Source organism: Micromonospora sp. WMMB482, from assembly GCF_019038635.1.
In the GTDB taxonomy this organism is placed as follows: Bacteria; Actinomycetota; Actinomycetes; order Mycobacteriales; family Micromonosporaceae; genus Micromonospora; species Micromonospora marina.
The window spans coordinates 1,585,727-1,604,189 of sequence record NZ_JAHOPD010000020.1; the positions used below are offsets into that span (position 1 = coordinate 1,585,727).

Consider the following 18,463-nt stretch of genomic DNA (forward strand, 5'->3'; position numbering starts at 1 on the left):
ATTCGCTCACGGGCGGATCGGCGGGCCGCCGCGGTATCCGCACCGTTGTGGATCGGGCGGAGGCGGCACGCTCCGGTATTTGGCCACCCGCACCTCCCACTGGCTGCGGCGGCGCAGCCAGTCCCGGACCTCCCGGTTGCGATAGAAGGTCTCCGGCGGGCGGGCCAACCCGTACCGGTCGGCCCACCACTCCCCCGGCTCCGGGTCGGTGATGACGTCGAGGTGGGACGGGTATCGCCGCTCCGCGCCGTCCCGCAGGTCGGCCCGGTCACGCATCGGCTTGAGCACCCGCCCGGCCTCGTCGACGACCACGAGCCGGAAGCCGGCCGTGCCGACGATGCGCGACAGCATGGTCAGGCTCGGCGTCAGGCTGCCCGCCTCGATCCGCCCGATCGTGCTCGGGTGCACCCGGGCGAACCGGGCCAGCTCACGCTGGCTGGCGTCGGCTCGGCGGCGCACCGCCCGGACGATCCCCGGCGCCGGGAACGGGACGTCGAACGGCTCGGTGAGCAGCGCCGGCCCGCCGGGTGCGGCGCAGGCTCCCGTGCCCGTGCCCGTGCCTGCGCCCGTGGCGGTGGCGCGGCCGGCGCCCGTGGCGGTGCCGGCAGCGGCGGCCGCCTCCGGCTCGGTGTCGGCGATGTCTGTCACGCCACCCACGGTCCCGTCCCCCGCACCGACCGGGCAACCCCGCTCTCCGCCCCTGTGGAAAACCCGGGACGCGGCGTTCAAGCCGACTCCGGCGCCGACCGTCAGCGCACACAGAGGGTGACGACCACTCAGCGTTAAGCACCACCACTGAAGCGATCATCTCAGCGCCATCACAAACGCGACTTAAGCGGACACAACCCTCCCAATGGCTGAGGGAGGGAGAACTACCTCAGCAGACTTTGCTCTGCAGCCACCGAGGCAGCGCTCACGGCTCGTGACAGTTGCGTCGATGGCTGCAGAGCAAAGTCGGCGAGCGGTGAAGTGTCCTGCCTACCGAAAAGGCACGTTGAGTGACCGCCTCGGGCTGTGGATAAGGCACGGCGACCACAACGAGGAGGGCGGAACCGGAGAACCCGGCGAGCCGAGCCCTGCCGCCGCACGTGGCGGCAGCAGAGGGGCGACGTCGGCCGAGCGGCGGTCAGTAGCGCTCGCGCAGCAACTGGGCGGCCTCGACTGCCCAGTAGGTGAGGATGATCTGGGCGCCGGCCCGGCGGATCGAGGTGAGCGTCTCCAGCATCACCCGCTCCCGGTCGATCCAGCCGTTCGCGGCGGCGGCCTCGACCATCGCGTACTCGCCGGAGACCTGGTAGGCGGCGACCGGGACGTTCACCGCGGCCCGGACCGCCGACACCACGTCGAGGTAGGGCAGCGCCGGCTTGACCATCACCAGGTCGGCGCCCTCGGCCACGTCCAGCTCGACCTCGCGCAGCGACTCGCGCAGGTTCGCCGGGTCCTGCTGGTAGGTGCGCCGATCCCCCTCCAGCGCCGACTCCACGGCGTCGCGGAACGGGCCGTAGAAGGCTGAGGCGTACTTCACCGCGTACGCGAGCACCGAGACGTCCCGGTGCCCGGCGGCGTCCAACGCCTTGCGGACCACACCGACCTGGCCGTCCATCATCCCGGACGGCCCGACCACGTGGACCCCGGCGGCGGCCTGGGCCACCGCCATGTCGGCGTACGCGGCGAGCGTGGCGTCGTTGTCGACCCCGCCGTCCGGGGTGAGCAGGCCGCAGTGCCCGTGCGAGGTGAACTCGTCCAGGCACAGGTCGCTCATCACCACAGTCGAGTCGCCGACCTCGGCGACCACGTCCCGGATCGCCGTGTTGAGCACACCGGCCGGGTCGATGCCACCGGACCCGGTCTCGTCCCGCGTCGCCGGCACCCCGAACAGCATGATCCCGCCGATCCCGGCCTGGACCGCCTCCACGGCGGACTTGCGCAGCGAGTCCCGGGAGTGCTGGAGCACCCCCGGGAGCGACGCGATCGCCCGCGGCTCGGTCAGTCCCTCCTTGACGAACATCGGCACGACCAGCTCGGCCGGGTCGACGCGGGTCTCGGAGACCAACCGCCGCACGGCCGCGTTGCGGCGCAGCCGGCGGGGCCGGATCTCGGGGTACGGCATGACGGGCCTCCTCGTCAGCGGAACCGCAGGGCGGTGGGGCCCTGCACCTTCGAGCCCCGGCGCTGCTTCGCCGGCATGGCGGCGAGCTTCTCCCGCAGCTCGACGGCGTAGGCGGCGAGCGCCTCCACCAGGTCGGGCACCGAGGCGTGCGGCGGCTGCACGTCGACGCGCAGGCCGAACTCGGTGGCGGTCTCCGCCGTCTTAGGCCCGATCACTGCAACAACGGTCCGCGCGTGCGGCTTCCCGGCGATACCGACGAGGTTCCGCACCGTGGACGACGAGGTGAACAGCACCGCGTCGAACCCGCCCGACTTGATCGCGTCGCGGATCTCGGCGGGCGGCGGGGCCGCGCGGACGGTCCGGTACGCGGTCACGTCGTCGACCTCCCACCCCCGCTCGGTCAGGCCGGCGGCCAGGGTCTCGGTGGCGATGTCGGCGCGCGGCAGCAGCACCCGGCCGACCGGGTCGAGGATCTCGTCGTGCGGCGAGAACTCGGCCAGCAGGCCCTCGGAGGACTGCTCCCCGGAGGGGATCAGCTCGGGCTGGATGCCGAAGGCGCGGACCGCCTCGGCGGTGGCGTCACCGATGCAGGCGATCTTCACGCCGCCGAAGTGGCGGGCGTCGAGGCCGTGCTCGGCGAACTTCTCCCAGACCGCCCGGACCGCGTTCACCGAGGTGAAGATCACCCAGGCGTACCGGCCGTCGACCAGGCCCTTCACGGCCCGCTCCATCTGCGCCGGAGTACGCGGCGGCTCGACCGCGATGGTCGGCACCTCGCACGGGATCGCCCCGTACGCGCGCAGCCGCGCGCTCATCACGCCGGCCTGCTCCTTGGTGCGGGGCACCAGCACCTTCCAGCCGTACAGCGGGCGGTTCTCCCACCAGCTCAGCTTGTCGCGGTCGGTGACGGCCGCGCCCACGGTGAGCACCACCCGGCCGGTGAAGCCGAGCGCCGCCGCGACGAAGGAGTCCACGCTCGACGTGGTGGTGTACTGCGTCTCGCCGGTGCCGTCGCCGGTCACCCCGACCGCTGTGGTGCCGTCGACCCCGGCGGCCAGCAGGCCGTCCCGGACGGCGGCCAGGTCACCGGCGTCCACGGCGAGCGCCAGCGAACCCCGGGCGACCGCGGTGGCGAGCGCCTCGAAGTCCAGCGCGGTGACGTCCTCGACGTCGGCGGCGGTGCGTACGCCCGGCAGCGGGACACCCGCGTAGGTGGCCACGCCCTCGGCCTGGCCGACGCCCGGCACCACCTCGAAGTGCGCGGCGGTACGCGCGACCGCCTGCACCTCCTTGACCACCGAGTCGTGGCCGAACGGGTCACCGGCGACCAGGTGCACGGCGTTCTGCCCGGACCGGGCCGCGGAGATCAGCACCTTCGCCACGTCTCCCGGCACGCCCTCGGCGGGGCTGAACTCGGCGTCCGGCCGGGCCTGGGCGCGGACGTGCGCCAGGAGCGACTCGGGTACGCCCCGGTCGTAGACCACCTGGTCGGCCTCGACCAGGGCGTCCAGCGCCCGGCGGGTCAGCAGGCCCGGGTCGCCGGGTCCGGCCCCGACGAATGCGATCTGGCCTACGGGCTTACGGGTGCGGGTCATTCTGTGCTCCCAAGTTGCTGGGTCCCCGGGCTGGCCTGTGCGTCCTGGCCGAGGATCGAGTCGGCGCCGAGTTCGAGGAGTTCGGCGGCGAGTGCCTTGCCGATCTCCGCCGCGTCGGCGGGCGTTCCGGTGCGGGACAGCCGGAGGTCACGGGTACCGTCCGGGCTGATCACCGCACCGCGCAGGTAGATCTCCTGATTGACGTCGCCCTCGTCGGTGGGCTCGCCTTCGGCGAGAACGGCGTACGCGGCCACGGGTGCGCTGCACCCTGCCTCCAGGGTGGCCAGCAGCGCCCGTTCCGCGGTGATCGCGGCACGGGACGGTGCGTGGTCGAGCAGCGCGAGCAGCTCGACCACGTCCTGGTCGTCGGCCCGGCACTCGACGGCCAGCGCACCCTGGGCGGGCGCGGGCAGCATGAGCATCGGGTCGAGCGTCTCGGTGATGACGTCGGCGCGCCCGATCCGGTTGAGCCCGGCGCGAGCCAGCACGACGGCGTCGAGGTCGGCGTCCGGGCCGAGCACCCGGCCGAGCCGGGTGTCGACGTTGCCCCGGATCGGGCTGACCTCCAACTGCAGGCCCAGCGCGTGCAACTGGGCGATCCGGCGCAGCGCGCCGGTGCCGACGCGGGCGCCGGGCGGCAGCTCGGCGAGCGTACGGCCGTTCGTGGCCACCAGCGCGTCGCGCGGGTCCTGCCGGGGCGGTACGGCCGCGACGTGCAGGCCGGGCGCCGCCGCGGTGGGCAGGTCCTTGTACGAGTGGACGGCGAAGTCGATCTCGCCGGCGGTCAGCGCGTCGCGCAGCGCGGAGACGAACACACCGACGCCGAGCCGCTGCACCGGTGCGGTGGACCGGTCGCCGGCGGTCACCACCTCGACCAGCTCGACCGGCCGGCCGGTGGCCGCGGTGAGGGCCTCGGCGACGTGGCCGGACTGGGCCATTGCCAGGGTGCTGCCCCGGGTACCGAGGCGAAGGGGGGCGGTCATCGCGCACCTCCGGTGGGCGGGACGTCGGCGGCGTCGAACGACGACCGTCCGTCGAGATCGGTGGCGACCACGTCGGGGACGGTGTCGACCGGGGACGTCTGCGGAACGTCCAGGTCGAACAGTTCGCGCAGCAGCGCCGCGTACTGGTCGCCGCCGGGCTCGGCGGCGAGCTGGCGGACCCGTACGGTCGGCTGGTGCAGCAGCCGCTGCACGACCCGGTGCACGGTCCGGGCGACCTCGGCGCGCTGGTCGTCGCTGAGGTCGGGGCGGCGCTGGCCGAGCCGGCGCAGCTCGGCGGTGACGACGTCCTCGGCCCGGCCGCGCAGGGCGGCCACGGTCGGTGCGACGTCGGCCCCGCGCAGCCAGTTCAGGAACGCCTCGACCTCGCCGGTCACGATCCGGGCCACCTCGGCGGCGTCGGCCGCGGCCGGTCCGTCGGCGAGGACGGCGGCCATCCGGTCGATGTCGATCACCTCGACGCCGGGCAGCTCGGCGACACCGGGCTCGACGTCGCGCGGGACGGCCAGGTCGAGCAGGACCAGCGGGCCGCGGCCGGCGTCCCGGCGGGCCAGCGCCCGGGTCACCACGTCGCGGGTGAGCACCGGCTCGGTGGCGGCGGTGGCGGCGACCACGACGTCGACAGCGGCGAGCGCGCCGACCAGCTCGGCCATCGGCACGGCGGACGCGCCGTACGACTCGGCCAGCCGGACGGCACGGGCGGCGCCCCGGTTGGTCACGGTGAGCGGGCCGGCGCCCAGCCGGGACAGCGTGGCCACGCCCAGCGAGCCCATCGCGCCGGCGCCGACCACCATGGCGGGCCGGTCGGCCAGGTCACCGTCGAGCAGGTCGGCGGCGAGGTCGAGGGCGGCGGTGACGACGCTCTGCCCGGCCCGGTCGATGTTGGTCTCGGCGTGCGCGCGCTTGCCGACCCGCAGCGCCTGCTGCATCAGCTCGTGCAGCAGCCGCCCGGCCGAGTCGGCGCCACCGGCGGAGTGGTAGGCGTCGCGGAGCTGGCCGAGGATCTGTGCCTCGCCCACCACCATCGAGTCGAGCCCGGCGGCCACCCGGAAGACGTGGTCCACGGCGGCGGCGTCGTAGTGCACGTAGAGGTGCGGTGCCAGCGCCGCCGGCTGGCAGCCGGCCTGGTCGGCCAGGACCGCGCAGATGTCGCCGAGCCCGCCGTGGAAGCCGGAGACGGCGGCGTAGACCTCCACCCGGTTGCAGGTGGAGACCAGGACGGCCTCGGCCACGTACGGCTGGGCGAGCAGGCGGTCCAGCGTGCGGGTGAGGTCGGCCGGCGGGACGGCCAGCTGTTCCAGGGTGGCGACCGGGGCGGTGCGGTAGGACGCGCCGACGACGAGCAGTTTCACGTGCCGATCGCCTCCTGGGTGTCGGTTGCCGCGAGTCCGCCGGGCAGGGCGGTGAGGGCGGACCCGCCGGTGGTGGCGGGGAGCGCGGTCAGCGATGCCTTGCGGTGCTCGTGGAAGGACAGGATCTGCAGCTCGATGGCGAGGTCGACCTTGCGCACGTCGACTCCGTCCGGGACCGAGAGTACGCAGGGCGCGAAGTTGAGGATGCTCGTCACGCCGACGGCGACCAGCTGGTCGGCGACCGCCTGGGCGGCCGGGGCGGGGGTGGCGATGACGCCGATCGAGATCGACTCCTCGGCGACGATCTGGGGCAGCTCGTCGACGTGCCGTACGACCAGGCCGTTGATCACCTCGCCGACGCGGGACCGGTCGGCGTCGACAAGCGCCGCGATGCGGAATCCGCGGTTGGCGAAGCCGTCGTAGCCGGCCAGCGCGTGACCGAGATTACCCACACCGACGAGCGCGACGGTCCGGCACTGGGTGAGCCCGAGCACCGAGGAGATCTGGTCGACCAGCAGCGCCACGTCGTAGCCGACGCCGCGGGTGCCGTACGAGCCGAGGTGGGACAGGTCCTTGCGGAGCTTCGCGGAGTTGACGCCGGCCGCGTTGGCGAGGCCCTCGCTGGACACCGTCTCGTGTCCGGCGTCGGCGAGCGCGTGCAGCGCACGCAGGTATTCCGGGAGCCGGGACACGGTCGCCTCGGGCAGGTCCGGGAGCGCCGGTATGGCACCGGTGCGACCGGACGCGCCTGGTTGACGGTGCTGGCTCATGAGACTCCGTGCGGTGCGATCCTCGACCAGCGACGGGGGCCGGTCGTTTCGGGACTCCCGCTGGCGACCGAGATTGCCGGCTGTGCTAGCAGGGCGCGTCGGAACTACAGAGTAGGTGTTTGTGAAGGGGTGCACAAATCGCGATCTTGAAAGCTCGCGACGCGCCTTCACCTGCCCCTCCATTCCCGTAAGATCGATCAACCGCGTCTCTCGGCGGCGCGTGGCGATTATTGCTCAATCCAGACTTCCCTGACCAATCGCGCGGGGCCCGTAGCGCTCCGTGACCGGCGTGGCGAGGCGAGGCTCACGTTTTCGAGTAGGGAGAACCCCACCCCGAACAGGCCAGCGTGCGGGATGGGTCGGCGGGTCACGCGCCCATAGCCTCGAACCATGACCGCCGTGCCACTGGCCACCGCGCCCACCCCGCTCTCCCCCGTACGAGGGCTCCTGCGCCGCCTCGCCCGCGACACCACCTACGTACTCGTGGGCCTCCCGCTGGCGCTCGTCAGCTTCGTGCTGGCAGTGGTGGGGATCTCACTCAGCGCCGGGCTGCTGGTGACCACGCTCGGCCTGCCGATCCTCGCCGGCTTCCTCTACGCGGCCCGCGGGCTGGCCGACATCGAGCGGCTCCGGCTCGCCGGGGTGCAGGACCGGCCCCGGGTACGGCCGGTCTACCGGCGGCCGGAGCCGGGCGCCGGGTTCTGGCGCCGGGTGTTCACCCCGATCCGGGACGCCCAGTCGTGGCTCGACCTGCTGCACGCCTTCGTCCGGCTGCTCGTGGCGGTGCCCACGTTCGTGGTGCTGGTGGTCTGGTGGGTGCTGGCCCTGGGCGGCACGCTCTACATCACCTACGACTGGGCCATCCCGCGTGGCGCCGGCGAACAGGACCTGAGCCAGCTCCTCGGGATGGGCGACGGCCCCGGCCCACGGATCGTCCTGAACACCGCGATCGGTCTGTTCGCCCTGTTCACCCTCCCGCTGATGGCGCGCGGCTGCGCCCGGCTCCAGGCCGGGCTGGCGTACTCGCTGCTCACCGGCGTGGCCGAGATGCGGCAGCGGATCGTCACGCTGGAGGAGCAGAAGCGGGCCGCCGCCTCGGCCGAGGCGGTCGCGCTGCGCCGGCTGGAGCGCGACATCCACGACGGCCCGCAGCAGCGGCTGGTCCGGCTCGCCATGGACCTCGGCCGGGCCCGCCACCAGCTCACCGCCGACCCGGAGGCGGCCCGGCAGACGCTCGACGAGGCGGTCGCGCAGACCCGGGAGACGCTGGACGAGCTGCGCGCCCTGTCCCGGGGCATCGCGCCGCCGATCCTGGTCGACCGGGGCCTGCCCAGCGCGCTCGCCGCGCTCGCCGCCCGCGCCCTGGTACCCACCGAACTGGCGCTCGACGACGACCTGGGCACCGCCGCCGGGCGGCTCGACCCGGGGCTGGAGAGCACCGCGTACTTCGTGGTGGCCGAGGCGCTGACGAACGTGTCGAAGCACAGCCGGGCGACCGCCTGCCGGGTCGAGGTCACCCGGAAGGTGGGCCGGCTGGAGATCACCGTCACCGACGACGGAGACGGCGGCGCGCACGTGGCCAAGGGACACGGGCTCAGCGGCATCGCCGACCGGGTCCGGGCGGCGGGCGGCACGCTGGAGGTGGACAGCCCGGCCGGCGGGCCGACCCGGATCCACGCCGAACTGCCGAGGTGACCCGGCCCGCCGGGACTCCGGGCCGTCGCGCGACCGGGCGGCGCGCCCGGTATCCGGGCCACCGGGGGGCCACCGGGTCCGGGCGTGATAGACACCGGACCCATGCGGGTGGTGATCGCGGACGACGCCGTACTGCTCCGGGAGGGGCTGGTCCGGCTGCTGACCGAGTTCGGGCACGAGGTGGTGGCGGCCGTCGGTGACGGTGACGCGCTGGTCGAGGCGGTGGTGGCGCACCGGCCCGACGTCTCGGTGGTGGACGTGCGGATGCCGCCGTCACACACCGACGAGGGACTGCGCGCCGCGGTGGAGGCCCGCCGCCGGGTGCCTGGTACGCCGATCCTGGTGCTCTCCCAGTACGTCGAGGTGTCGTACGCCGACGACCTGCTGGACACCGCGGGCGGGGCCGGCGGCGGGATCGGCTACCTGCTCAAGGACCGGGTCGCCGCGATCGACGAGTTCCTCGACGGCCTGGCCCGGGTAGCCGGCGGCGGAACCGTGCTCGACCCGGAGGTGATCAGCCAGTTGCTGGTCCGGCGACGGCGCGACGACCCGCTGGCGTCACTGACGCCGCGCGAGCGCGAGGTGCTGGCACTGATGGCCGAGGGCCGCTCGAACACCGCCATCGCCCGGACGCTCGTGGTCAGCGACGGCGCGGTCGAGAAGCACGTCCGCAACATCTTCACCAAACTGGACCTGCCCCCGGACGCGACCACCCACCACCGCCGCGTCCTGGCCGTCCTGGCCCACCTGCGCGCCTGACCGGGCGGGTCAGGCGAGCGTCCGGGCCAGTGTCACCGCCTCGGTGAGCGTGTCGGCGGCCGGGTGGCCGCTGCCGCGCAGCCGGTCCGGGTCGGAGAGGCCGCCGGTGTAGAGGACGCAGCGGGCGCCGACCGAGGCGGCCGCGTCCGCGTCGTCGAGCGAGTCGCCGATCAGCACCACCTCGTGCCCGCCCAGCCCCAGCTCGGCGAGGTGCTTCTCCAGCCACTCGGCCTTGTGTCCGCCGCCGACGGTGGCGCGCAGCCCGTCCACCCGGCGGAAGTGCGGCGTCAGCCCGTACGTGTGCACGGTCGGCACCAGCTCGTCGTGGAACCACATGGACAGCAGCGACTGGCTGCCCTCCCAGGACTCGATCGCGGTGGTGGCGTCGGCGGCCAGGGCGCAGGTGGTCAGCCCGGCCCGATAGGCGTCGTGGAAGACCCGGTCCAGCGTCCCGAACGCCTCGGCGTCCACGGCCCGGCCGAGCATCTCGGCGTAGTAGTCGGCGATCGGCCGCCGGAACCGTACCCGGTGCTCGGCCGCCGTGACCGCCGGTCCGCCGGCACTGGCGAAGGCGACGTTCGTGGCCTGGACCACCAGGTCGAGGTCGTCGAGGAGCGTTCCGTTCCAGTCCCACACGAGGTGGCGTCGCATACCCGTCACCTGGAGCACCATAGTGCTAGAGCTGCGGCGTGGTCAGATCGCGCAGCAGCCGGTCCTCCTCGACCCGCCAGTAGCCGTGCTCCTTGCCGTCGAGCAGCACGACCGGCAGCCGGTCGCCGTAGTCGCGCTCCATCTCCAGGTCTCCGGTGACGTCCCGCTCCACCCAGCGGTCGCCGGTGACGGCCACCACCCGGTCGAGCGCGGCCTTCGCGTCGTCGCACAGGTGGCAGCCGGGCCGGGTGATCAGGATGAGCCTCGGGTCACTGGACATCGGATACCTCCGTGCGGATCTCGGTCGGCGTCGCCGGCGACGGCACCGCGGGCGCCGGGCGCAGCTCGGTCTTGCGTACCTTCCCGATCGCCGAGTACGGCAGGCTGTCGACGAACTCGACGGCGGTCGGGCACTTGAACCGGGCCAGGTTACGCGCGCAGTGGGCGAGCAGGTCCTCCGCCGTCACCGGCGGGCCGGCCGCCCGGACCACGTACGCCCGCACAGTCTCGCCGGTCCGCGGGTGCGGCACGCCGAGGACTGCCGACTCGGCCACCCCCGGGTGCGCCTGGAGCACCAGCTCCACCTCGTGCGGGTAGACGTTGAAGCCGTTTACCAGGATCAGCTCGCCGAGCCGGTCGACGAGGAACAGGTCGCCGTCGCCGTCGGCGTACGCCACGTCGCCTGTCGCCCACCAGCCGTCCGGGTCCGGGCCGCCCCGCCCGTCCGGCCAGTAACCGGCGAACAGGTTCGGGCCGCGTACCACGATCTGCCCGGGGTCGGTTCCCGCCGGCTCGTCGGAGAGGTCCATCTCGTCCTCGTCGGGGGCGTCGGCGGGCACCCCGTCGCGCCACAGCTCGGTGCCGTCGGACCCGACCAGGCGCAGCCCGACGCCGGGCAGCGGGCGGCCGATCGACCCCGGTTTCGGCTCACCGCCGACGAGCGTCGAGGTGAGCACCGGCGCGGTCTCGGTGAGCCCGTACCCGACGTGCACCGGGTGCCCGGTCAGCTCGGTGAAGCGCGCGCCGGCCGCGAGCGGCAGCGGCGCCGCGCCGCACACCGCGACGCGCACCGAGGCGAGCGCCGCGGCCGGGTCACGCTCCGCCTCGGACCAGGTCAGGAACATCGACGGTACGCCGACGAGCACTGTGACCCGGTGCCGGGCGATCTCGTCCAGCGCACCGGCCGGGCCGGGCTCGTCGACGAGCACGCCTGTCGCGCCGTGCCGCACGACGGCGCCGAGCGCGGAGTTCAGCCCGTACGCGTGGAACAGCGGCAGGGCGAGCAGCACGACGTCGCCGGGGCCGACCACCGGCGGTTCGATGCGGTCGACCTGGTCGTGGTTGGCGGCGAGCGCCCGGTGCGACAGCATCGCGCCCTTGGGCCGGCCCTCGGTGCCGGAGGTGTAGAGCAGGACGGCCAGGTCGTCGCCGGAGCGGGCCGGGAACCGGGTCGGCGCGTCGTCGCCGGCCACCGGCGGCGCGGTGTGCACGGCACGCAGCGCGGGCAGCGCGGCGACGTCCACCCGTCCGGTCACCTCGGGCGCGCCGACCAGCACCGTGGCGCCGGAGTCGGCGAGGACGTGCCGCAGCTCGCGGGCGGTGAGCGTGGGGTTGACCGGTACGGCCACCAGGCCGGCCCGGAGCGCGGCGAGGTACGTGACCACGAAGTCCGGCGTGTTGCCGAACGCGATGGCCACCCGGGGTGGGTGGCCGGTTCCGCCGGCCGGCGGCGCGGCCGGTAGCGCGCGGGCGGCGGCGGTGACCGCGTCGTCCAGCTCGGACCAGGTCAGCGTCCGGTCGCGCCAGTGCAGCGCGGCCCGGTCGCCCCGCTGCGCGGCGGCGTGGCGGAGCCGGTCGGCGAGGTTCGGCGCGGAGCTTGCGGCGGCGTCCTGCACGGTGGCTGAGTCTGGCACAGCCGCGTCCGCCGGGCCATGCCCGAACACCGCGCCGGGTCCGCCGCGCGGGACTGCAATTGCCGTTCCGTGGGATTCCTGTTCACGGGATGAGGATCTCCGCCAGCGCCCGGACGGACCGCCGGACGGGCACCGGGCGTACCGCTCCCGCGACACGCCGAGCGAAAGAAAATCGGCTCCGACCAGGACTTTCCACGACGGACCAGGCTCCGGCGCGAAAGTCAACCACACACGACGGACAACGGGTCCGCCATGTGTGCGATCTGGCGGGAAATACTTCCGCCCTGTGTAACGGACTTGCCACGCGTGGGTGACGTTGGCCCTATCATCACTCGGGTCGGCTCACCCCATTTGCCGTGAGTCGACACCCCTCAGCCCGAGGAGGCCCCCGTGCCCGTGAGCGCATTGGACCAGCACCTCAAGGGGATCTGCCGCCCGCCGGCATGTCCCGACCCGGCCGTGCCCGACCGGGTGGTACCCGGTCCTCCGGCGCGGTCACTGTCCACTAAGCCTGGGGAGGCGCGGTGACCACCTTCGGTTACGCCGAACGACCGGCCGGTGTCACCGGCCCGGCCCAGCGCAACCCGCTCAACGAGCGCGCGGACCCCGGCCCGCGGGGCGCCGACGGCCAGCTCGCGGTACGCGGCGACGGGCGGCGCGTCCGCAGCCGCGCGCACCACACCAACGAGGCGCCGCCCCGCCCCGCGACCCCGGGCGGCAACGCGAAGCCCGCGACCGGCCGCCTGGGCAACCCGGCCCGCCCGACCATGCCGGCCCAGGCGCGACGCGGCGACGCGGCAACCGGGAGTGAGCCGTCCGCCGCCGAGACCGCGGTCCTGCCGGCGGTGACCACCGGCGACACCGCCGTCCTGCCCGCCGTGCCGGCCGCCGCGCCCGCCACCGGCTTCCCGAGCCGCCCCGACCCGTCCGACCCGGCCACCGAGGTGTGGACGCTGGTCGAGCGCGCGCAGGCGGGCGAATCCGAGGCGTTCGGGCTGATCTACGACCGGTACGTCGACACCGTGTTCCGGTTCGTCTACTTCCGGGTCGGCAACCGCCAGCTCGCCGAGGACCTCACCTCCGACACGTTCCTGCGGGCGCTCAAGCGGATCGGCAGCTTCACCTGGCAGGGGCGCGACCTCGGTGCCTGGCTGGTCACCATCGCCCGCAACCTGGTCGCCGACCACTTCAAGTCCGGGCGCTACCGGCTGGAGGTCACCACCGGTGACGTCCTGGACGCCGACCGGGAGGACCGCGGGCCCGAGGGCAGCCCGGAGGCGGCCGTGGTGGAGCACATCACGAACGTCGCCCTGCTCACCGCCGTCAAGCAGCTCAACCCGGAGCAGCAGGAGTGCATCGTGCTGCGGTTCCTCCAGGGCTTCTCGGTGGCCGAGACGGCCCGCGCCATGGGCAAGAACGAGGGCGCCATCAAGGCCCTGCAGTATCGGGCGGTCCGGGCGCTGGCCCGGCTGCTGCCCGACGGCTTCCACTCCTGATCGTCCCGGCCCGGCCGGCGCACGGACGCCGGGCGGTGTCGCATGCCCGACGTACCCCCACCAACCCTTCACTCCCGGTGATTTCGCCGCCGCCCCGGCCGTAACCGGCGACCGGCGCGGTCCGTTTCTCCGGGTGCGACCAGTGGTTGTCCGGCGTCCCCCGGGCCACCCGGTCCGGCGGGTCAGGTCGGCCGTTCCGGCCGGCCCGGGGCCACACGCTGCCACCGGTCGCTGGTGACGACGACGGCCGACCGGCCGTGACCAGCGAGAGGGGGTGCCGCGGTGGACAGCGACCTCTTCTCCCGTCGGCGAGCCGAGCGCTTCGCGCAACTCCTCGACGAGGCCAATGGCGGACGCCGGCACCACGTCCGGTCCAAGGCGGACGGTGAACTCACCGCACTCGTCGAGGTGGGCCGCCGGCTCATCGCCGATCGGCCCGACGTCGAGGTGGACGCCGAGTTCCGTACCGGCCTGCGGGCGATGCTCGTGGCCACCGCCGAACGTGAGGGCGTCGGCACTCCGGCCAGGACCGGCACCTCCGGCGTACGCGGCGCGCTGCTACCGGCCATCACCGGCCGCCGGGCGCGGGCGCGGGGCGCGATCCTGGTCGGCGTGGCCGCCGGGGCGGTCGCCCTGTCCGGAATCTCCGCCGCGAGCGAGAACGCGCTGCCCGGTGACGCCCTGTACGGCATGAAGCGCTCGACCGAGCGCGCTCAGCTCGCACTCGCCAGCTCGGACATCAGCCGCGGGCAGCTCTTCCTCGACTTCGCCCGTACCCGGCTCGACGAGGCCGCCTCGGTCCGCGACGACCGGCTCGGTTTCAGCGCCGTCCTGGACGACATGGACGCGGACACCCGCCAGGGCGTACGCCTGCTGACCACTGTCGCCGCGCAGCGCTCGGACCCGACGGCGCTGGACGCGGTGGACACGTTCCTCGCCGGCCAGCGCCGGGTGGTCAGTGGCCTGCTCGACCGGCCCGACGGCGCCGACCGGGACCGCACCCGCCGCTCGCTGTCCCTGCTCGACGCGGCGGGCAAGCGCGCCGACGCGCTCCGCGAGGCGATCGCCTGCGGGCAGCCCGCGCCGCAGGCCAGCGACATGCTCGGGCCCGTGCCGGCCACCTGCCCGGCCGACCGCTGAGGGGCGGGCGTACCGCGCCACACTTCTCCCGGCGGACACCCGGCCGTCACGCCGTGCCGGATACGCTCGACCCGGAGCAGGCACGCGTCGTCGAGGCAGGGAGGTCACCGTGGCCGGGAGCCGGAAGGTGACCGTCAGCACCGACGCGCACGGGCACACCGCGGGCTGGTCGGAAACCCCGTCGGCACCGGCGACCACAGTCACGCCCGATCCTGCCGCCGCCGCGTTCTTCGACGTGGACAACACGATGATGCAGGGCGCCTCAATCTACTGGTTCGCCCGCGGGCTGGCCGCCCGGAAGTACTTCACCGCCGGCGACCTGGCCCGGTTCGCCTGGCAGCAGGCACGGTTCCGGCTGCTCGCCACCGAGCACGCGGGCGACATGTCGCAGGCCAAGGAGGCCGCGCTCGCCTTCGTCCAGGGCTGGCGGGTCGACGACATGGAACGCCTCGCCGACGAGATCTTCGACGAGCTGATGGCGCCGCGCATCTGGGCCGGCACCCGTCGCCTGGCCCAGCGTCACCTGGACGCGGGCGAGCGGGTGTGGCTGGTCAGCGCCGCCCCGGTGGAGATCGGCCGGGTGATCGCGGCCCGGCTCGGCCTGACCGGCGCGATCGGGACGGTGGCCGAGGTGGTCGACGGCGCGTACACCGGGCGGCTGGTCGGTGACCTGATGCACGGGCCGGCGAAGGCCGAGGCGGTCACCCAGCTCGCCGCCGTGGAAGGGCTGGACCTGGCCCGGTGCGCTGCTTACAGCGATTCGGCGAACGACCTGCCGATGCTCGGTGCGGTCGGCCGCGCGGTGGCGGTCAACCCCGACCCGGCGCTGCTGCGGCAGGCCCGCGAGCGGGGCTGGGACGTGCGGGACTTCCGCACCGGGCGACGGGCCGTACGCATCGCCGTGCCCTCCACCGCGGCCGCCGGGCTGCTCGCCGGCGCGGTCACGGCCGGCCTGGCGCTGCACCGGCGCCGCCACCGCGACGTGTGAACCCGCGCCGCCCGGCTCAGGGGCCGAACGGGTCCGGCCGGCGTTCGAGCAGCTTGTGCAGCGTCTGCTGGATCGTCTCCCGCACCTGGTCGGCGAGGTTGAACACCACGAGCGGGTCGTCCGCCGCGTCGCGCAGGTGCGCGGTCGGAATCGGCGGGCAGAACTCGATCAGCCACTTGCTCGGCAGCGGCACCATGCCCAGCGGCCCCAGCCAGGGGAACGTCGGCGTGACCGGGAAGTAGGGCAGTTTGAGCAGCCGGGCCAGCGGCTTGATGTCGGCGAGCATCGGATAGATCTCCTCGCCGCCGACGATCGCGACCGGCACGATCGGCGTCCCGGTACGCAGCGCGGCGGAGACGAAACCGCCCCGCCCGAAGCGCTGGAGCTTGTAGCGGTCGGCGTAGAGCTTGCCGACGCCCTTGAAGCCCTCCGGGAACACGCCCACCAGTTCCCCGTTGCCGAGCAGCCGCTCCGCGTCCGGGTTGCACGCGACGGTGCCGCCGGTCTTGCGGGCTATCTCGGAGACGACGGGCATCCGGAAGACCAGGTCGGCGCCGAGCAGCCGCAGGTAGCGGCGCGCCGGGTGCCGGTCGTGCAGCGCGGTGGAGAGGATCAGCGCGTCGAGCGCCACGGTGCCGGAGTGGTTGCCCACGACCAGGCCGGCGCCCTCGGCCGGCACGTGCTCGATGCCGCTGACCTCGGTGCGGAACCAGTCTCGGTAGAGCAGCCGGACCAGCGGGTGGACCACCGCGTCGGTCAGGTCGGGGTCGAAGCCGAACTCGTCGACCTCGTAGTCACCGGCGAGCCGCCGCCGCAGGAACGCCAGCCCCTGGGCCACCTTGCGGTCCCAGTGGTCGCCCGGCCGGTCGGCCACCGCCGGACCCGGCGGGGTGTTCCCGGTCGACGCCTCGTCCGCGGGTGCCTGCGGCGCGACCGCCTTCTTGGCGACGGCCTTCTTCGCCACGGCCTTCTTGGTGACCGTCTTCTTCGCCACGGTCTTCTTCGCCGGCTGGTGCGGCGTGGCCGGGCCCGGAACGCCCGCGCCGGCGGCGGCGCCCGGCTCGTCGGCGGAGGTGTCCGGCTCGTCGTGCATCGCCGGATCGGCCGCCGCCGGGCGGGCGGACGGCGCGGTCACCCGGCGGTGCCCGTTGCGCCGCGCCGGCTCCGCGCCCGGATCCGGCACACCCAGCGGTACGTCGTAACGCGCGTCACGCCGCTCGTCGGGGCTGCTCACGAGCGCTCCCGTACGGTCGAGCGGACCTGCCGGATGCTCTCCAGCACCAACTGCTCGGCGGTGGCGAGCTGGTCCCGGGTGACCACGACGCCGCCGTGGTGGGCGCGGATGAAGTCGTCGAACGCGGCGGCGGTCGAACGGGGCGTGAAGCCGTACTCCTGCTCCAGTCGGCTGGTGTCCACCACCCGACCGTGCACGAAGAGGTCCACCTGGTCCAAGCCGTACCGGCCGAAGCCGAGGCTACGGGCGATCGCGGCGACCCCGGCCAGGCCCGGTTCCAGCACCGGCACCGCCACCCGGCCGGCCCGGCGGATCGCCTGCGACAGCGACAGCACTCCCGGCCCGGCGACGTTGTACGTGCCCGGGTGGTCCTCGGCGACGGACCGGTGCAGCACCTCCAGCGCGTCGTCGAAGTGCACGAACTGCAGGCGCGGGTCGCGACCGAAGACGGTCGGCACCACCGGCTGGGAGAAGTAGCGGGTGAGCGTGGTGTCGGCGGCGTATCCGATGAACGGCGCGAAGCGCAGCACCGTCGCGGTGACGTCGGGCCGGCGGCGGCGGAACCCGCGGACGTACCCCTCGATGTCGAGGATGTCGCGGCCGAAACCGCCGCGTGGCACCTCGCGCGGCTCGGTCTCCTCGGTGAAGACGGCCGGGTCGCGGAACGACACCCCGTACGCGGCGGTGGACGAACGGACCACGAGCTTGCGGAGCCGGGGCGCGCGCTGCGCGGCGGCCAGCAGCTGCATGGTGCCGATGACGTTCTGCTCCTTCATCCCCGCCCGGCCGCCCTGCTGCGGGTCGGGGGCGGTGACGAGCGCCAGGTGCACCACCGTGTCGACGTCGAGGTCGTGCAGGAGGCCGCCGAGCGAGTCGAGGTCGAGGCGGATCCGTTCGACGTCGGAGAGCAGGTCGGTCAGCTCGGGGTTGGGTGGCGCCGGATCGACGCCGATGACGCGCTCGATCCGCTCGTCGGCGGCGAGCCGGGCGGCCACGTGGGCACCGAGCCAGCGACCGACCCCGGTGACGACGACGACCCCCGGGGCACCGGAGGTGTCACCGGGGGTCATGTCGTGCGCCTTGCGCGGCAGGCGGGATCGAGCCGGGACGTCCACGGCCTGATCACCTGAGCCTCCGAGGGTCGACAGTTGGCAAGTGGTGCCGGGTGCCGGGCCAGAGCCCGGCCCCGGTCACTTGCCGAGACGGCGACGCTGGACGCGGGTCTTGCGCAGCAGCTTGCGGTGCTTCTTCTTAGCCATGCGCTTGCGGCGCTTCTTGACCACCGAGCCCATACGACAGCCTTTCGATGCAACGTGCGGGGCGGACCGGACGGCACCACCGCGGGTGGCGCCGTGACCCTTGCGGACAACGGACCGGACCAGCGTGGTGGGCAGGGCACACCAGAGAGCGGTCACGGTCGTGGCCCAGCCTAACCGGAGTGCGTCAGCAGGACCAACGCGCCCCCGTCGATGCCCCTTTTCGTCGCACTCGGCGGACCGGTGCGGCGAGTGCTCAGGCGGACTCCTGGAAGGCGCCCCGGAGGTATTCGTGCACGGCGTGCTCGGGCACCCGGAAAGACCGGCCGACCCGTACCGCGGTGAGCTCACCGCTGTGCACGAGGCGGTAGACGGTCATCTTGGAGACCCGCATGACCGTCGCCACCTCGGCGACGGTGAGGAACCTGACATCCGACAGCCGTGCGTCGGACTGCGACCCGGCCATGGCTCACCGACCCATTCCGTGCCCGGCGCGTGTCACC

Annotated in this window: 18 protein-coding genes; 5 read left to right on the forward strand and 13 right to left on the reverse strand. The window is 74.0% G+C overall.

What is annotated here, in order from left to right; translation table 11 throughout:
- Positions 1-6: 6 nt before the first annotated feature.
- The 6 genes from KSK32_RS08310 to KSK32_RS08335 form a co-directional block, all read right to left on the reverse strand.
- Positions 7-648, reverse strand: a complete 642-nt coding sequence (locus KSK32_RS08310; RefSeq protein WP_289256520.1) for a helix-turn-helix transcriptional regulator — start codon at positions 646-648, stop codon at positions 7-9.
- A gap of 478 nt (positions 649-1,126) precedes the next feature.
- Positions 1,127-2,110 carry a porphobilinogen synthase gene (hemB, locus tag KSK32_RS08315; RefSeq protein ID WP_216930042.1) on the reverse strand — a complete coding sequence of 328 codons (984 nt, stop codon included), beginning with the start codon at positions 2,108-2,110 and terminating at the stop codon, positions 1,127-1,129.
- 14 nt (positions 2,111-2,124) lie between these two features.
- Positions 2,125-3,705 carry a uroporphyrinogen-III synthase gene (locus KSK32_RS08320; RefSeq protein ID WP_216930050.1) on the reverse strand — a complete coding sequence of 527 codons (1,581 nt, stop codon included), beginning with the start codon at positions 3,703-3,705 and terminating at the stop codon, positions 2,125-2,127.
- Positions 3,702-4,688, reverse strand: coding sequence for a hydroxymethylbilane synthase (gene hemC, locus KSK32_RS08325; RefSeq protein WP_216930053.1), 987 nt, complete (start codon positions 4,686-4,688; stop codon positions 3,702-3,704). The genes KSK32_RS08320 and hemC overlap by 4 nt, the downstream gene beginning before the upstream one ends.
- The gene (locus KSK32_RS08330; protein WP_216930055.1) at positions 4,685-6,058 is read right to left on the reverse strand and encodes a glutamyl-tRNA reductase; all 1,374 of its coding nucleotides are present in this window, start codon (positions 6,056-6,058) and stop codon (positions 4,685-4,687) included. Before KSK32_RS08330 ends, hemC begins: the two co-directional genes overlap by 4 nt.
- Positions 6,055-6,828, reverse strand: coding sequence for a redox-sensing transcriptional repressor Rex (locus KSK32_RS08335; protein WP_216930057.1), 774 nt, complete (start codon positions 6,826-6,828; stop codon positions 6,055-6,057). Before KSK32_RS08335 ends, KSK32_RS08330 begins: the two co-directional genes overlap by 4 nt.
- A gap of 390 nt (positions 6,829-7,218) precedes the next feature.
- Between KSK32_RS08335 and KSK32_RS08340 the strand changes: the two genes are divergently transcribed.
- Positions 7,219-8,523 carry a sensor histidine kinase gene (locus KSK32_RS08340; protein WP_216930059.1) on the forward strand — a complete coding sequence of 435 codons (1,305 nt, stop codon included), beginning with the start codon at positions 7,219-7,221 and terminating at the stop codon, positions 8,521-8,523.
- A 102-nt stretch (positions 8,524-8,625) separates the two neighbouring features.
- A complete protein-coding gene (locus tag KSK32_RS08345) occupies positions 8,626-9,282 on the forward strand; it encodes a response regulator transcription factor (protein ID WP_216930061.1) in 657 nt (218 codons plus the stop codon).
- A 9-nt stretch (positions 9,283-9,291) separates the two neighbouring features.
- Here the strand turns inward: KSK32_RS08345 and KSK32_RS08350 are convergent, their stop codons facing one another.
- From KSK32_RS08350 to KSK32_RS08360, 3 genes are read right to left on the reverse strand one after another with little or no spacing between them, the layout of a single operon-like run.
- On the reverse strand, positions 9,292-9,933 hold the full coding sequence (locus KSK32_RS08350) for an HAD family hydrolase (protein WP_013475152.1): 642 nt from the start codon (positions 9,931-9,933) through the stop codon (positions 9,292-9,294).
- Between the two features lie 25 nt (positions 9,934-9,958).
- A complete protein-coding gene (locus KSK32_RS08355; RefSeq protein ID WP_013288752.1) occupies positions 9,959-10,213 on the reverse strand; it encodes a glutaredoxin family protein in 255 nt (84 codons plus the stop codon).
- Positions 10,203-11,876, reverse strand: coding sequence for an AMP-binding protein (locus tag KSK32_RS08360; protein ID WP_216930063.1), 1,674 nt, complete (start codon positions 11,874-11,876; stop codon positions 10,203-10,205). The genes KSK32_RS08355 and KSK32_RS08360 overlap by 11 nt, the downstream gene beginning before the upstream one ends.
- Positions 11,877-12,370: 494 nt before the next feature.
- Between KSK32_RS08360 and KSK32_RS08365 the strand changes: the two genes are divergently transcribed.
- From KSK32_RS08365 to KSK32_RS08375, 3 genes are all read left to right on the forward strand, one after another.
- Positions 12,371-13,342, forward strand: coding sequence for an ECF subfamily RNA polymerase sigma factor, BldN family (locus KSK32_RS08365; RefSeq protein ID WP_216930065.1), 972 nt, complete (start codon positions 12,371-12,373; stop codon positions 13,340-13,342).
- Positions 13,343-13,624: 282 nt separating this feature from the next.
- Positions 13,625-14,482 (forward strand): DUF5667 domain-containing protein, encoded by an 858-nt coding sequence (locus KSK32_RS08370; RefSeq protein WP_216930067.1) that lies wholly within the window; start codon positions 13,625-13,627, stop codon positions 14,480-14,482.
- Positions 14,483-14,591: 109 nt separating this feature from the next.
- On the forward strand, positions 14,592-15,470 hold the full coding sequence (locus KSK32_RS08375) for an HAD family phosphatase (protein ID WP_216930069.1): 879 nt from the start codon (positions 14,592-14,594) through the stop codon (positions 15,468-15,470).
- 16 nt (positions 15,471-15,486) lie between these two features.
- On the opposite strand, the gene KSK32_RS08380 is transcribed toward KSK32_RS08375, so the two are convergent.
- The 4 genes from KSK32_RS08380 to KSK32_RS08395 all read right to left on the reverse strand — a co-directional run bounded on the left by KSK32_RS08380 (position 15,487) and on the right by KSK32_RS08395 (position 18,426).
- Positions 15,487-16,344, reverse strand: a complete 858-nt coding sequence (locus KSK32_RS08380) for a lysophospholipid acyltransferase family protein (protein WP_216935922.1) — start codon at positions 16,342-16,344, stop codon at positions 15,487-15,489.
- A gap of 356 nt (positions 16,345-16,700) precedes the next feature.
- On the reverse strand, positions 16,701-17,774 hold the full coding sequence (locus KSK32_RS08385) for an NAD-dependent epimerase/dehydratase family protein (protein WP_216935924.1): 1,074 nt from the start codon (positions 17,772-17,774) through the stop codon (positions 16,701-16,703).
- 120 nt (positions 17,775-17,894) lie between these two features.
- Positions 17,895-17,996, reverse strand: a complete 102-nt coding sequence (locus KSK32_RS08390) for a 30S ribosomal protein bS22 (RefSeq protein WP_007465623.1) — start codon at positions 17,994-17,996, stop codon at positions 17,895-17,897.
- Positions 17,997-18,216: 220 nt separating this feature from the next.
- On the reverse strand, positions 18,217-18,426 hold the full coding sequence (locus KSK32_RS08395; RefSeq protein ID WP_013288759.1) for a helix-turn-helix domain-containing protein: 210 nt from the start codon (positions 18,424-18,426) through the stop codon (positions 18,217-18,219).
- Positions 18,427-18,463 lie beyond the last annotated feature (37 nt).

Excerpts from the sequence above, each read along its gene's own strand:
- hemB (WP_216930042.1), bottom strand. The coding sequence starts at position 2,110 with ATGCCGTACCCCGAGATCCGGCCCCGCCGGCTGCGCCGCAACGCGGCC.
- KSK32_RS08320 (WP_216930050.1), bottom strand. The coding sequence starts at position 3,705 with ATGACCCGCACCCGTAAGCCCGTAGGCCAGATCGCATTCGTCGGGGCC.
- hemC (WP_216930053.1), bottom strand. The coding sequence starts at position 4,688 with ATGACCGCCCCCCTTCGCCTCGGTACCCGGGGCAGCACCCTGGCAATG.
- KSK32_RS08335 (WP_216930057.1), bottom strand. The coding sequence starts at position 6,828 with ATGAGCCAGCACCGTCAACCAGGCGCGTCCGGTCGCACCGGTGCCATA.
- KSK32_RS08340 (WP_216930059.1), top strand. The coding sequence starts at position 7,219 with ATGACCGCCGTGCCACTGGCCACCGCGCCCACCCCGCTCTCCCCCGTA.
- KSK32_RS08345 (WP_216930061.1), top strand. The coding sequence starts at position 8,626 with ATGCGGGTGGTGATCGCGGACGACGCCGTACTGCTCCGGGAGGGGCTG.
- KSK32_RS08350 (WP_013475152.1), bottom strand. The coding sequence starts at position 9,933 with ATGCGACGCCACCTCGTGTGGGACTGGAACGGAACGCTCCTCGACGAC.
- KSK32_RS08355 (WP_013288752.1), bottom strand. The coding sequence starts at position 10,213 with ATGTCCAGTGACCCGAGGCTCATCCTGATCACCCGGCCCGGCTGCCAC.
- KSK32_RS08385 (WP_216935924.1), bottom strand. The coding sequence starts at position 17,774 with ATGACCCCCGGTGACACCTCCGGTGCCCCGGGGGTCGTCGTCGTCACC.
- KSK32_RS08390 (WP_007465623.1), bottom strand. The coding sequence starts at position 17,996 with ATGGGCTCGGTGGTCAAGAAGCGCCGCAAGCGCATGGCTAAGAAGAAG.
- KSK32_RS08395 (WP_013288759.1), bottom strand. The coding sequence starts at position 18,426 with ATGGCCGGGTCGCAGTCCGACGCACGGCTGTCGGATGTCAGGTTCCTC.